General features: G+C 45.6%; 14 protein-coding genes. 8 read left to right on the forward strand and 6 right to left on the reverse strand.

The features are described from left to right. The coding region (ctpA, locus tag AAFP11_RS22475; RefSeq protein WP_341739053.1) for a carboxyl-terminal processing protease CtpA at nt 1–1,163 on the forward strand (1,163 nt) is incomplete at its 5' end. A 185-nt stretch (nt 1,164–1,348) separates the two neighbouring features. Here ctpA and AAFP11_RS22480 read toward each other — a convergent pair. After that, on the reverse strand, nt 1,349–1,762 hold the full coding sequence (locus tag AAFP11_RS22480) for a hypothetical protein (RefSeq protein WP_341739054.1): 414 nt from the start codon (nt 1,760–1,762) through the stop codon (nt 1,349–1,351). Between the two features lie 106 nt (nt 1,763–1,868). On the opposite strand from AAFP11_RS22480, the gene AAFP11_RS22485 reads away from it, so the two are divergent. Then, entirely contained in the window at nt 1,869–3,071 is a 1,203-nt protein-coding gene (locus AAFP11_RS22485; RefSeq protein WP_341739055.1) for a transposase, read from the forward strand. Nucleotides 3,072–3,381: 310 nt separating this feature from the next. On the opposite strand, the gene psaM is transcribed toward AAFP11_RS22485, so the two are convergent. After that, complete coding sequence (gene psaM, locus AAFP11_RS22490) at nt 3,382–3,477, reverse strand: photosystem I reaction center subunit XII (protein ID WP_015174804.1); 96 nt, start codon at nt 3,475–3,477, stop codon at nt 3,382–3,384. Nucleotides 3,478–3,733: 256 nt separating this feature from the next. Here psaM and AAFP11_RS22495 point away from each other — a divergent pair, with 256 nt between their 5' ends. The 5 genes from AAFP11_RS22495 to AAFP11_RS22515 all read left to right on the forward strand — a co-directional run bounded on the left by AAFP11_RS22495 (nt 3,734) and on the right by AAFP11_RS22515 (nt 10,350). Further along, nucleotides 3,734–4,501, forward strand: a complete 768-nt coding sequence (locus AAFP11_RS22495; protein WP_341739056.1) for a DUF475 domain-containing protein — start codon at nt 3,734–3,736, stop codon at nt 4,499–4,501. A gap of 290 nt (nt 4,502–4,791) precedes the next feature. After that, nucleotides 4,792–7,041, forward strand: a complete 2,250-nt coding sequence (locus AAFP11_RS22500) for a DUF1796 family putative cysteine peptidase (protein WP_341739057.1) — start codon at nt 4,792–4,794, stop codon at nt 7,039–7,041. Nucleotides 7,042–7,273: 232 nt separating this feature from the next. Beyond that, nucleotides 7,274–9,148 (forward strand): pentapeptide repeat-containing protein, encoded by a 1,875-nt coding sequence (locus AAFP11_RS22505; protein ID WP_341739058.1) that lies wholly within the window; start codon nt 7,274–7,276, stop codon nt 9,146–9,148. Between the two features lie 57 nt (nt 9,149–9,205). Then, nucleotides 9,206–9,754: a hypothetical protein gene (locus tag AAFP11_RS22510; RefSeq protein ID WP_341739059.1), complete on the forward strand. Its 549-nt coding sequence runs from the start codon at nt 9,206–9,208 to the stop codon at nt 9,752–9,754. Nucleotides 9,755–9,930: 176 nt separating this feature from the next. After that, a complete protein-coding gene (locus tag AAFP11_RS22515) occupies nt 9,931–10,350 on the forward strand; it encodes a hypothetical protein (RefSeq protein ID WP_341739060.1) in 420 nt (139 codons plus the stop codon). A 292-nt stretch (nt 10,351–10,642) separates the two neighbouring features. On the opposite strand, the gene AAFP11_RS22520 is transcribed toward AAFP11_RS22515, so the two are convergent. The 4 genes from AAFP11_RS22520 to AAFP11_RS22535 all read right to left on the reverse strand — a co-directional run bounded on the left by AAFP11_RS22520 (nt 10,643) and on the right by AAFP11_RS22535 (nt 14,268). Next, nucleotides 10,643–10,903, reverse strand: a complete 261-nt coding sequence (locus tag AAFP11_RS22520; RefSeq protein WP_341739061.1) for a hypothetical protein — start codon at nt 10,901–10,903, stop codon at nt 10,643–10,645. 91 nt (nt 10,904–10,994) lie between these two features. After that, a complete protein-coding gene (locus AAFP11_RS22525; RefSeq protein WP_341739062.1) occupies nt 10,995–11,171 on the reverse strand; it encodes a hypothetical protein in 177 nt (58 codons plus the stop codon). A gap of 116 nt (nt 11,172–11,287) precedes the next feature. Further along, a complete protein-coding gene (locus AAFP11_RS22530) occupies nt 11,288–12,829 on the reverse strand; it encodes an acyl-CoA synthetase (protein WP_341739063.1) in 1,542 nt (513 codons plus the stop codon). Nucleotides 12,830–13,251: 422 nt separating this feature from the next. Beyond that, complete coding sequence (locus AAFP11_RS22535) at nt 13,252–14,268, reverse strand: histone deacetylase (RefSeq protein WP_341739064.1); 1,017 nt, start codon at nt 14,266–14,268, stop codon at nt 13,252–13,254. A gap of 123 nt (nt 14,269–14,391) precedes the next feature. On the opposite strand from AAFP11_RS22535, the gene AAFP11_RS22540 reads away from it, so the two are divergent. Further along, the gene (locus AAFP11_RS22540) at nt 14,392–14,523 is read left to right on the forward strand and encodes a hypothetical protein (RefSeq protein WP_341739065.1); all 132 of its coding nucleotides are present in this window, start codon (nt 14,392–14,394) and stop codon (nt 14,521–14,523) included. Nucleotides 14,524–14,534: the final 11 nt, after the last annotated feature.

Genomic DNA, 14,534 nt, shown 5'->3' on the forward strand with positions numbered 1-14,534 from the left:
CTGCAATGGCGCTGACTGATGAACAGAAGCTATTGAACGAAGCTTGGCGAATTGTCAACCGCTCTTATGTGGACGATACCTTCAATCATCGAAACTGGAGGTCGATTCGCGAACAGACTATCAAGGCTCCTCTGAGCGATCGAGAACAAACCTATACAGCGATTCAGGAAATGCTGGCTAATCTGGATGACCCCTTCACTCGATTGCTGAAACCGGAACAGTATCGCAGTTTGCAGGTGAATACTTCCGGGGAATTGACTGGTGTGGGGCTACAAATTGCGATCGACCCCCAGACTAACACCCTGACAGTGATTGCTCCGATTTCCGGTTCACCAGCCGATAAAGCTGGTATCCAACCCCTCGATCGCATTTTGAAAATTGACGGCACTCCCACCTCAGAACTGAGTCTAGACGAAGCCGCCACTAAAATGCGCGGCCGCGCCGGCACTGCTGTCATCCTCACCTTGGGGCGCGAAGGTAGGGAATCTGCACAGGATATTGAGTTAGTGCGCGATCGCATTGCTCTCAATCCGGTATATGCCGAATTGCAGTCTGGGCCGGAAAATTTACCCGTGGGCTACATTCGCCTCAGTCAATTCAGCGCTAACGCCACTGCTGAAGTCAGTAATGCGATCGACCGACTCGAAAAACAAGGAGCCGCCGCCTACATTCTCGACCTGCGGAACAACCCAGGGGGACTGCTACAATCCGGGATTGAAATTGCCCGGTTGTGGATCGATTCCGGCACCATTGTCTATACAGTGAATCGACAAGGCGTTCTCGGCAGTTTTGATGCCTATGGACAGGCGCTAACAGGCGATCCCCTGATTGTTTTGGTAAACAAGGGAACTGCCAGTGCTAGCGAAATTTTGGCCGGTGCGCTGCAAGATAATGGCAGAGCTCAACTGGTGGGTGAAAAGACCTTTGGTAAAGGGCTGATTCAGTCCCTGTTTGATTTGTCAGATGGTTCGGGATTGGCTGTGACTGTGGCGAAATACGAGACGCCCAATCACACGGATATTCACAAAATGGGGATTGTGCCCGATCGGGTAGTACCTAGCGAGTCGATGACGCGGGATCAAATTGGCACTGAGACCGACTTGCAATATCAAGCTGCACTCCAACTGCTGAAGCAAAAAACCGTAATGGCGAAGTCAGCTTGAAACCCAAGTTTTAAGTTTTGAGCTAGTACCTAGACCCGCCTTTGAGTTGTTCGACGGACTGTCAACCGTCAACAATCATGGTCGAGTGCAACCGGAATCGAAATCTAGCAAGCAGACGGTTAGTTCATTCTCGATCGCTGAAGATATTTTTGTTACCTTCTTGCTTCTGCCCTCAGACTTCTTCCTTAAGGTTGTTGAGTTGGCTCCTCGGCGTCGGGTGCCTCCGATTCCTGCAAAATCACTGGTTGCTGCTGGGGGTCAACCCGATTGCTTTGCTCTTGCATCACTGTTTTAGCCAGACTGGGATCGAAGTAGCGATTAAAGTCCGATCGCGACTGATTCACTCTCTTTTCGGTAATATTGACTTCAGCTTGGATTTCCTGCAATTTTTCTTGTACTGCCCGGTAGTGAGGCCAAAGCTGAATCAAAGCAGAAGTTGCACAAACTGAAAGTACCATGTTGACTGCTAACTTCACTCCTGCTTCCGCGGCGAGGGTTTGGTGAGGGTAAGAACGCGGGCGGCTGCTAGTACCTGCTGCAACGCGAGGGGAGTTTTTGACAGGACGTAGTGGGGTAACGGTAGGTTTAATCGCTTGCATAATTTTGTTTACCAAAAAAAAGGGTCTAAAGCCCCGTCCTTCTAGGACGGCTTTCAATTTTATTGATGTTGAGCTAGAATAATTATATCCAACACCATAACGTAAAATGCTGGTATTTGAAGCAAAGCTTGAAGGCGAAAAGCATCAGTATGAAAAGCTTGATGAAGCGATTCGTACTGCGCGTTTTGTCCGCAATTCTTGCATCAGATACTGGATAGACAATCAGGGGATTGGGCGGTATGAACTGAGCGCTTATTGCAAGGTTCTTGCCAAGGAATTTCCTTGGGCCAGTCAGCTCAACTCTATGGCTCGTCAAGCTTCTGCTGAACGAGCTTGGTCTGCTATTGCTCGGTTCTACGACAACTGCAAAAAGAAAGCAGCAAAGAAAGGTTTTCCATGTTTTAAAAAGCATCAAACACATGGTTCTGTTGAGTACAAGACCTGTGGCTGGAAGCTGTCGGAGGACAGGAGAACTATCACCTTCACTGATGGTTTTAAAGCTGGAAGTTTCAAGATGTGGGGAACTCGTGCTCTGCACTTTTATCAGTTGGAACAGATTAAGCGAGTTCGGGTTGTTCGTCGTGCTGATGGGTACTACGTTCAGTTTTGTCTTGATGTCGAGCGAGTTGAGAAGAGAGAACCAGCGGGTAAAACTATTGGGCTGGATGTTGGGTTGAATCACTTCTACACCGACTCGGATGGACATACAATTGACAATCCCAGGCATCTCAGGAAGTCTGAAAAAGCGCTCAAACGGCTCGGTCGAAGGCTTTCTCGAACTCAAAAAGGAGCGATTAACCGAACCAAAGCGAGAAACCGATTGAGCAGAAAACACCTCAAGGTAAGTAGGCAGCGTCAAGATTTTGCTGTGAAATTGGCAAGATGCGTAGTCCAGTCTAACGACTTGGTTGCCTATGAGGACTTGCAGGTGCGAAACATGGTTAAGAATCGGAAACTTGCTAAGTCGATTTCTGATGCGGCGTGGTCGGCTTTCCGGAGTTGGTTGGAATATTTTGGCAAGGTATTTGGTGTAGCAACAGTTGCTGTTCCACCGCACTACACCAGCCAGATTTGTTCTAAGTGTGGGAAAGTTGTCAAGAAGTCTTTGAGTACAAGAACTCATAAATGTTCTCATTGTGGGTTGGTTTTAGACCGGGACTGGAACGCCGCTCGTAACATACTGGAACTTGCACTTCGTACCGTGGGGCACACGGGAACGCTTAACGCCTCTGGAGACATCGACAAGAGCTTGGGTGAAGAAATTCCTCCAAGTAAGCCGAGTCGGGGAAAGAGGAAGCCCAAAGAGTGATCTTTGGAATCACCGTGGCTTTAGCCCGGTGAGGATGTCAAAGATGTCTGATAGTGACGTTTTCAAGCTGCTAGTTCCAGAAAACTTTTAGTTGAATCCACACCTATCCTGGTTTGTCAAGGTGATACCAGCTAAAATTTTTGAGACAGAAGGACACCTGGGGACAGATTTTTGATATAAAAATCCCTGCCCTTGCAGTTTTGTCTTGCTGACAACAAACAATCTACTCCACTGTGGCAGCAATTGTCTGCACTCTCAAGATTTAACTGCTGAGGCAGGTACTTTGGCGATTCTCGCTAGTGTCTGTGAACTACTTGTAAAGTTCAGTAGACAGCCGGAAAGCCAAGATTCCAGGAATCAAAGCAATTACGAGGGCGACGTAGACTTGGGTATCTGTTAAAGACATATTGGCAAAACTCCTTTTCACGGACACGAGCTTTCACTAATTTCCGGCAAATTGGCGCTTTTGGGAATCACTTGTAACAACTCGAAATATAAAATACTGTCAGGACTTCTCAAGATGGAGCGCAGAAGGAGGGCGATCGGGTGTCGCATAGTGGCCAGATTAGGTTAAGATAAGTGAAGGTGACACTAATTCTCGACAGAGCAGGTGATTGGCGCTGCGCTCTACCCTTGCAAATTTTAGGTGCAGAACATAGTTAATGCTAGACCAATTTATCGAATCTTCTCCCAATCTAGGAGTTGACACCTTTTTATTATTGTTAGTTTTGGTGGCTTTGGAGGCTGTGCTTTCGGCTGACAACGCGATCGCCCTGGCATCTATTTCTAAAGGTTTGGAAGAACCACAGCAACAGCAACAGGCTCTCAATTTCGGTTTGATAATTGCTTTCGTACTGCGAATTTCACTGATTTTAACCGCTACTTGGGTGATCCAATACTGGCAGTTTGAACTGCTGGGTGCTCTCTACCTACTGTGGCTGGTTTGGCAGCACTTTTCCTCAGATGCTGACTCCGATGGAGAACATCACGGGCCCAGATTTGCGTCTGTGTGGCAAGCAATTCCCATGATTGCTTTTACGGATTTAGCATTTTCTTTGGATAGCGTCACTACTGCGATCGCAGTTTCCGATAACACTGTTATTGTTGTCACCGGCGCTACCATTGGCATTATTGCTCTGCGATTCATGGCTGGATTGTTCATCCGCTGGCTGGATGAATACGTTCACCTGGAAAGTGCAGGCTACATCACAGTCGGGTTCGTGGGAATGAGGTTGTTGGTGAAAGTAATTAATCCAGATTTAGTTCCTCCCCAATGGCTGGTAGTTTCATGTATCGCCTTGATGTTTGTGTGGGGTTTTTCTAAACGCACTCCAGAGTCGAAGGAGATTACAGAGTCCTTAGAATCTGCATTTAAGCAGGACTCGGAAGAGCAAGTCAAGGAGCAGGAAGCACAGAAGTCGGAAATTTGAGATACTTTTATTTTAATATTGACTTTTGTTTCAACAGAAATTAGATCGATCTTTTGCTAAAGCTCGATCTATTTTTTGTGTATAAATTCGCCCCGTGAATACCGAGATAGCCGACTGCTTAAACAAGTCTAGTATAGCAATCGCCAAGCCTGTTAAGGCGATCGCTAGATCTCACAGCCAATGTTATTTCAAAGACATATTTAAATCACTCTATGTGTTACTGTCAAAAACAACTTTGAGGATTCAGCCTTCTTGTCCGGCCTTGTATCTTTAAGATCGAGAAAAAACCTATGTATCGATTCCAGATTATTGGACACACGCAAACTGGCGCATCCATCGGTATCGTCGGTTCTACTCCCGAATTAGGACTGTGGGATATCACCAAATGCCTACGACTGAATACCAGTGCCGATCGCTATCCTTTATGGTACACAGATATAGACATTCAGCCTGCTCTCGATTTAGGCGATCGCCAGAAAATAGAATATAAGTACGTGTATATTGATGCCAATGGTATCGCAGCATGGGAAGGATTCGGTTTTAATCGCTGGATACCGATCGACCCAGACCAAAAATCCAGCAAAATCGTAGTAGACGATGGCGCATTTGGTTATTTCCAGCCTTATCCATTCGGATACTATGAGGAACCCGTTGTCAAGATACCCTCACACAAAAAGTCTGAAGGTTTAAAAATTGCAGTGATTGGTAGTTCCGTCGCCAAGGGTCAAAAAGCCTGGATGTTGAAAGGTTGGGCTTCCCAGTTGGCAGAGTCTTTGCAGGAAAAATACGGACACCAACTAATCAATTTGTCAGAAGCGGGGGCCAATGTCAGCAAAACGATCGCCCGTTTTCCCTCAGTCGTCGCCCCAGAACAACCAGATGTGGTGATTATTGCCCTGTCCCTGGGTAACGAAGGGTTAGCCTACTGTCGCCCCCACGAACGACGGGGCGCGCAACGCAGGTTTGAAAGTGGTTTGCAGCAGTTGGTGAAAATGACGCGGGCACTGGGAGCACGGCCGATGCTGGGCGGGGTATATCCCCACGGCAATTATAACTCTGAACACTACTGGCTGTTGCGAGATACTCACCAGCGGATGCTGAATTGGGGTGTTCCGGTGCTGGATTGGTTGGGAGTGTTGGATGATGGAGAGGGACGCTGGAAACAGGGGATATCTTTCGACCCGTCTCACCCAAACACGATCGGTCATAAGCTGATGTATGAGACGATCGATCTTAACTTGTTCGCGATCGACAAAGACGAATTGGTAAGAGAAAAACAATACTTTGCCCAACCGAAAACAGTTCCAGTTTTCCTTGACAATGCGGGTTTTCAAGTCTCTGCTTGTCTGGAAGAACAGCGTTTGCGAATTGTCAATTCATCACCAAACAATTACACAATCGCTCCCTATTGGCAAGCAATCCAAACTGCATTGCAACGTAAAGCAGGATTGATACCGGGAATCTACATTGCCAAGAATGTCAAGTCAGGGACACTTCCTTTCTTTGCAGTTCAGGAAAATGGGACGATCGAAACTACAGTAGAAATTCCCCCTGGCGCTGATTTGGAATACACTTCCGCTTTCAATCTTTTTGCGCCGAACAACTCACAACTATTGTTCTATGACGGGCATTTGGGAATTTTGAAAGTAGACGATCGCCACCTTTGGATTATCAACGAATCAGACAAAGAATACAACATTCAACCGATGTGGAAGGAAGTTCGTCATGTACTGAAAGCTATGCCATCGGGTGTGTATGATGATCCGCTGAATCCCGACGCCCCTTTTCGCACCATGATGATTGGCGACGGGCTCGAAAGTCGGGTGAAAGCACCGCCTAAGTCCGCTGTGTTGTTTCAATATAAATGTCAATTATCGGAGATCAGCCGTGTGGCGATTTTGCCGCTGGGCGATCGATGTGCGGTGCGGATGATGCTGTATAAAATGGAGTACGACGGCCCGGCTTTTCCCTTCGATTTGACGCGCACTACCAATATTGGAGATGTTGCTGATGCGATCGAAAACGGTTTTTATGATATGTGGAATCCGGCTTTTCTGCACTACAGTGCTGAAGCGGGCAGAATCTATCATAGCAAATGGTCTGGTCTTTCTTTTGCCCATGAAGTTGAGGATACAGATGATCCTGTTAACGATATGTCTCCGGTATTTGAACGGATGCGCGATCGATATACGGCACGTTCTGGGCGGTTTTGGTATGCACTTAAAAATTGTGATAAGGTGCTGTTTGTTCGCACTGGTATTGCCGATCGCAATGGTGCGATCGATCTTATCCATAAACTAGAATACAAATGTCAGGGGAAACCTTTTCAATTGATGCTGCTTTCTCCCCAATCTTCCGATGAATTTGCGGGTCTTGATAATGTGCTGCATTACAATGTGGAGTTTAATCCCGATCGAATGTATGACGATTTGGGACACTGGATGTACTGTACGGATGTGATGCGAGGGATTTTGGAGTCGATCGGGGTTTCCAGCAAAAACTTGTTTTGGTGTCCGCCTAGGATACCGAAAAATAGTTGACAGTTGGTAGGGGCGGTGCCCCCGTGCCCGCCCTCTTAGTTGACTTGCTCAAAGTCCCCCTTCTTAAGGGGGATTTAGGGGGATCTAGACTCAGGTAAAAACGAGATTTCTCAAAGATTTTAGTCTTAAGTTGACACCAATACCCCGTGCTATTTGGTAAAAAATTCGGTTTCGAGGAGTCGGAGTGCGTAAGTCATGTTCGATCGACCGCATTCATTGTTAAAATAAAATTTTGTCAGAGGCATCGCTACAGCATCGCAACAAAAAAATAGCCACTACCTCCCTGCGTAAAGTCATGCCCCAAGACTTCTCCGGTAAAAATCTCCGAGGCCGCAACTTCAAAGGTCAAAACCTCACAGGTGCAAAATTTATCGGTGCAGACATCCGAGGCGCAAACTTCACCAATGCCATCCTCAAAGAAGCTGACTTCACCCGTGTCCAAGCTGGACTGCAACGCCGCTGGACAATTTTTCTAGTAACTATCTCGCTATTTCTATCGTTAATATCGGGATTGATATTAATCCTTGCTAGTTTTTGGGTAGCATTTTTTTTTACTTCAGATAACATCAAACAGTACACCATTCTTCCCAGTGTAGTTGTGTTCATAGTTTTGGCAATCTTATTTATAGCTACTATCCGCCAAGGTCTAGGGGCCGGGGCAGCAGCAGTGCCAGCGACAGCCACAGTGGCAGCGGCATTGGCAGTGGCAGCCACAGGGACAGGGACAGGGGCAGCAGTAGTGACAGGGGCAGTGGCCGGGGCTGGGGCAGCGGCAGTGACAGGGGCAGTGTCAGTAGTGGCAGTGGCAGTGGCAGTGACAGGGGCAGTGGCGGGGGCAGTGGCAGTGGCAGTCGCAGTGACAGGGGCAGTGGCTGGGGCAGCGGCAGTGACAGTGGCAGTGGCAGTCCCAGTGGCAGTGGCAGTGGCAGTCGCAGTCGCAGGACTAGGTGCTTACATTGCTTGGCGTGCCCTGGCTGGGGATGAGAAACACGCCTTGATTCGCAGTATTGCCATTGCCTTTGCCGCTACAGGTGGCACTAGCTTTCGCAATGCCGATTTAACTGATGCCAATTTCACTGAGGCAACTCTCAAAAGTACAGATTTTAGAACAACTAATCTCACTCGCACTTGCTTCCACAACACAGAAAAGCTCGATCGCGCGCGAGTCGGTAAATCGATATTAGCTGATACCCGCATCCGAGAATTACTCATCACTGGCAATGGCTACAAAAAATCCTATGTTGGTGCGAATCTCCAAGGAGCAAACCTGACAGGCGTTAATCTCAACGAGGCTAATCTCAAGCAGGCTAATCTCAGCGAAGCAACTTTGCATCAAGCTAATTTGGAATTCGCAAACCTGACTGAAACTCAAGCCTTGGCAACGGATTTTACAGCCGCTTATTTTACAGGTGCTTGTTTGGAAGCTTGGAACATTGACGCTAATACAAAGCTCGATGGCGCTGACTGTCGGTTTGTTTATCTTCTAGAATATCCCCAACCGGGAACTGACGATCGCGAACGCCGCCCCAGCAGTGGCGACTTTGCATCGGGAGAATTTACCAAGCTGTTTGAAGAGGTTTTAAATACCGTTGACCTAATTTTCCGCAATGGCGTTGACTGGAAAGTCTTTATCACTGCTTTCACACAAGTGCAATTAGACAATGAAGAGACTAAACTCACTATCCAGGGTATTGAAAATAAAGGCGAGGGAGTTTTCGTTATCAAAGTTAGCGTTCCTCCCGATACGAATAAGGAAAAGATTCATAGTGAATTTACTCAAAATTATCAACTAGAACTTAAAGCTATAGAAGAAAAATATAAAGCAGAATTAAAAGGTAAAGATGACCAAATTGTTATATATCGCCAGCAAAGTGCAGATATGTGGCTAACGATTAATAAGTTAGCCGATAAACCTTTTACCATAGAAGTTATAGCTACAGCAGAGAATAAAATCGGAAGCGACAACATCGACGAAAGTCGGCAACTTGATATTTCAGGTGGAACAGTTAACGCTACCGGTGCGGGTTCGTTAAGTTTAGGAGATAATGACGGTACAACAGCAAATTCGATCGAGCAGTTGCCTGATTCAGCAGATAGCCCTTCCTGACAAAGTGAGTAATGCTATAATTTTAATCAAACTCTGGTAACAGCGGAAATTAAAGCTATGAGCGTATCAGTAGGTTCAGAAAAGCCGGAATTTCAAGAATTACTGCTGCAATTGCAAGCTGCGATTGCGAATGAAAACACAGAATTGTCAATCCAGAGTATAGAAAATCCTGGAAATCCAGTAATTGCCATCTTTGTCAATACTCCGACAGATGATAAGCAAGCTATAATTTATAACACTTTAAAGCAAAACTACGAACAGCTATTAAAGGCTATTGAAGATAAATATCAAGCTGAATTGCGAGCCAAAGATTGCGAAATTGCCATGTACCGTCAATCAATAGCTATTTCCGAAGCAGTTTCGGAAAGTTTAACAGAACTTGAAACCGCTGCTAATCTCAATCAAGAAGATGAGTCGATCTCCGAATCAGAGGATGTTGCATCACTCAGAGAGATAGTTGAAGAATACGAGGCTGAATTAAAATATAAAAATGAGCAAATTGCCTTATATCGCGAGGAAATAGCTGAGCTGAGAGAACTAACTATAATTTTAGCTAAACAACCGCTGTCAATTAATATTATTCAGGAGGATAAGCTACTCCGTTGATAATTGTTTGTTGATAATTCGGCGGTTGAAACCGCGACTACACAAACAAAGTCCGCCTGCGCGGACTAAGAAGTATAGGGAATATTTAAGCAGGATTTGGTGTAAGATTGTTGGCTACGCGACCTGTTAATGTTAAGATTACTAATAAACCTAAAGCTAGATCGGAGAGTAAAGCTATGAGTGACCAAATCGACCAAAGTCGCAAAATAGAAATTACAGGCGGAACAGTTAACGCTAGCGGTGCTGGAGCCTTAAGTTTAGGTGACATCAGCGGTACTGTTGCCAATACAATTAATCAATTATCTGATTCTGCTAAACCAGATGAACCGGGAATCAAAGAATTATTAACTGAGTTACAAACCGCGATCGAGGCTGAAACTGATTTATCTGATGATGATAAAGCTGAAGCATTGGAACAGGTAAAAGCTTTGGCAGAAGTAGGGCAAAATCCCCAAGAAAGCACAATGCAAAAGGCGGGGAAAACGGCAATGAAAATTTTAAAAGGGACTATTGCTAGTTTACCAAGTGCGGCAACGTTGGTGGAAGCTTGCAGTAAATTGTTACCCGCGATCGCAAGTCTCTTACTTTTACCCTAAAATTCAGACAGAACTTACACGCTTCGACCAAGAAACCGGGTTTTTGAGCGAATCTACGCACCGTAACGTGTCTTCTGGTAAAAAACCCGGTTTCTGACTACACGCGCGCATTTTGGCCAAAGAAACCGGGTTTTTGAGCGAATCTACGCACTGTAATGTGTCTTCTCGTAAAAACCCGGTTTCTGACTACACGCGCGCATTTTGGCCAAAGAAACCGGGTTTTTGAGCGAATCTACGCACTGTAATGTGTCTTCTCGTAAAAACCCGGTTTCTGACTACCTGCGACTAAGTCCTATCGCCTCGGCGGTGTCTCATCAGTCGATACCTTCCGACGAATCAACACACTCATCACTTGCTTGGGATTGCCTGTACGCTGTAGCTGACTCCAGTCGTTAACTTCCGCAAATCCCAATCTGTACAAAGTCAGTATGGTTTTTCTGACAGCCTTCGGCGAACCGACAATCGTTAACATCAAGATATCTTGTTCCGATGCTGCTGACTCGTCATTTGGGCGCTCGGAAGTGTTATCGTCAGGCACGAATTCTTCAGTCATATTATGTTCTCCTGGTTTTGGGTTTTCTAGGAAAACCCAAAAACCTAGCCGCCCCGCAGTTCAACGCATAGCAGGGCGGCTACAGAGAGTGTTAAGATACTCCGTTAGCCTCCAGACTGCTGATACCAGTTTGGCGGTTAGCTGTCCATTGCTGTTGGTAGCAGCTTTGGGCAGTGCAACTAGATTTTTGGGCAACGCGGGCTACTTCCTCTACAAGCAAAGCAACCTCTAATTTCAAAGCGTAGCGACTTTTGGGGGCCCGTGTCAATCCCTTTTGGATACTTCGACTTCGCACACGCCTACCGCCGCGAAGCCGAAGGGTAAACTGTCAACCGTCAACTGTCAACCGTCAACTGTCAACCGTCAACCGTCAACTGTCAACTCTCAACAAAATAGTTTAATTATTGCCGGCTTAGTCACTTTTCCCATCGCATTTCTAGGTAATTCTTCAACTGTCAAAATTCGGGTGGGAACTTTATACACAGCCAATTGCTCCTTTGCCCAACTCCTGAAAGATGTTAAGGTTAAACTGGATGTTGATCGCAAAACTAACGCAGCACAAACTCGCTCACCCCATTCTAGATCCTCAACCCCAACCACCGCACATTCCTGAATCTCTGGGTGCGATCGCAATACTTCCTCAATTTCCAAAGCTGAAACTTTATAGCCTCCGGTTTTGATGATATCCACACTCATCCTTCCGAGGATGCGATAGTTGTCATTCTCAATTACTGCAAAATCTCCTGTACAAAACCAGCCTGCTTGGAAAGTTTTCGCTGTTGCTTGGGGGTTTTGCCAATATTCCAGAAATACTCCCGGATTTTTGACTTGAATTTCTCCTGGTGTTCCTGCTGTTACTAATTCTCCTTTTTCGTTGACTAATCGCACTTCCACACCAGGTAGAGGTTTTCCTACATATCCCGCTGCTCGTTTACCGTGTAAAGGGTTGGATAAGGCCATGCCAATTTCTGTCATCCCATAGCGTTCTAGCAGAAAATGACTGCTGATTTTTTGCCATTTTTCTAATACTTGAACTGGTAATGCTGCTGAACCTGAAACCATTAGGCGCATTTTTGCACAACTTTTCGATCGCCTGTTTTGGGTTTCTTCCGCAGCACTTTCCCACGCAGCAATCAATTTTACATAAATCGTTGGTACTGCCATAAATAAGGTTAAATCGCCATCACAAATGCGATTCCAAACAGTTTCGGCATCAAATTTGCTCAACATTTCGCACTCTGCGCCGGCCCATAAAGCACAGGTTAATACATTGACAATTCCGTGTATATGATGTAAGGGAAGTACGTGGAGAATGCGATCGCTCGATTTCCATTCCCAAGCGTCGATTAAGCTAGTTACTTGAGCTTGAATATTTTGATGAGTGGTTACTACTCCTTTTGGTTTGCCGGTTGTACCGCTGGTGTAGAGAATTAAGGCGCGTCTGGTGATATCTATTTCTGGGAGAGGGCTAATCTGGGTGGGAAGGGTTTCGGAAGTGAGGATAAATCCTAGGTTGTGCGATCGGGCGATCGGGCGCAATAAATCTTCAAACTTTGGATGGGCAACAATAATTGATGCTCCCGAATTGGTGATAACATACTCTAATTCTGGTCGCGGGTGGGACACGCATAGAGGTACGGCGATCGCACCGGCGCGCCAAATTCCCCACAGGGTAGCGACATACTCAAATCCAGAGGGAATCAGAAATGCAATTCGTTGTTCTTGTAAATCAGTCACATCCTGAAGCAATTTTGTTGCTATTTGGCTGGATGTGTGCAGCAAATCTGCATAGGTATATGTTTGTTCCAAGGTGGCGATCGCCCTGCGCGTTTTGTGTTCTAGAGCACGATTTATTAAGGGGAGATTCACGTTTTGAGTATTTATCTGAATCATGTCGGTAATCAGAAGTGCGATCGATCTCAGCATAACTTGAAATTATCTCATGCAGATATCTCAGTCGGATACTTTACCGAGCAAATCGACTGATTGATCCAAGAATCCCTGTGCCTTCAGGCCAGGGAGTGTCAATTAAGTTTTAGCTGCTACAACTGTTAACTTGTTCCGGCTTCCTCCTGTTTAATTTTTAATTTAAACTCTGGTAAACAGATACTCATTGACAGGGCGGCGGTGCCTGTTTCCCAATAATTATGGGAGTCTCTATTAAACAAGTTGGCAGATTTTTCACAAATTTTAGGCTCGTCCCGCTCTATGATACACATGGCGCGCCCAGGACTTTGCAAGCTATGCTTTGGTGAAAGCATCTTTCGGCGATGCAGCATCAGCGCGTCTTCACGAACAGTTCCAGGAACAAGTTAGTGTGGTAAAACTTGATTAATTAGTGCCGCAAACTAAACATAGGTTGCTAAAGTCCTGATGTGGGCGGTAGCTGCTGCTACTGTCACTGGTAATCTGTAGCCACCTCCATGAGTAGAGAGCACTGGACATCCCCATCTCTTAACAAAATCTAGTAGAATTTCGGTCAGTTTACAGAAATCAGCATTTGTCCAATCTGTGATGTCCTTCCCACAATCATCTCTGTGGGAATCATAACCAGAAAAAATAGTAACTAGGTCTGGTTCCCACGGTACATTTTCTAAAGCTTGCCGGAAAGTGCTGATACTCTGATGGGCGTAGTAGAATCGACCAGTTATACCCTCTGATTGCAAAACTTCTACTGGAAAAGATTCAGGAATCAGCGGAATGTTACAATGTCCAACAGTTTCGGCAATGGTTGTTGTGCCAGCTTTCAAGTCGGAGGCTTTCGCCATGTAGATATCTACACCACTATGAATGCTAATACAATAGACGCTAGGATCGTTGCTAAAAATTGACTGAGTTCCATCGCCATGATGAATATCCCAGTCAACTATCAATACTTTTTCAAATCTTTGTGTCTGAGCATATCGAGCAGCAGCAGCTAGAGGATTTAAGATACAGTAACCGTGTCCCCAATTCCTATGAGCATGATGTCCTACCATACTGAAGCAGTAAGCCCGTTCTAGGTTTCCCTGTTTCATTTGGTCGATCGCTTCCATCATACCTCCCAAACCATAGATATAACCGGGCAAACAATACTCTAAACCTTGGCATTCTATACTCAAGTCTGGTAAGGCTAGGCTGATGTTATCTAGTGGTTTACCGAGGGCTTGTAATATCAATTTGCGGAGATATTCTCCAGCATGAACCTTCTGATAATCACTCATTTTTGCTTTTCTTAAGGGTAAGGCTGGATAGTCTGTCAGAGATTTTTGAAGAGCTTGTCGGACTTGATTGTAGTAATTAAAAGAATATCCGGTAAAAGAAATTGTTTGTATTAATTTGGAAGTAGAAAATGTTTGTGGGTGTAGATAGGTAGCAAGCTGCATCGTTTTATTTTGGCAGTCAAACTGAAGAGGTTAATTGTAATGAAATGCCTAGTATTTTTAACTAACCATAATACCACAGTTACTGCATTTTATCAAGCTCTGCAAAAAACTTGATAACCTCCTGTGATTGCCAAGCGTGAATCGGATGCTGGGGTTCAGATCGGCGCCATGGGCTATGTAGCCACAATACAGCTAGGGTGCGATCGCAATTCAGAAGAAATGGGTGCCACCGCTGCACCGATAATCAGAAGTTGAAACACGATACT

The sequence above is a fragment of the Microcoleus sp. CAWBG640 genome, from assembly GCF_020883015.1.
GTDB lineage: Bacteria > Cyanobacteriota > Cyanobacteriia > Cyanobacteriales > Microcoleaceae > Microcoleus > Microcoleus anatoxicus.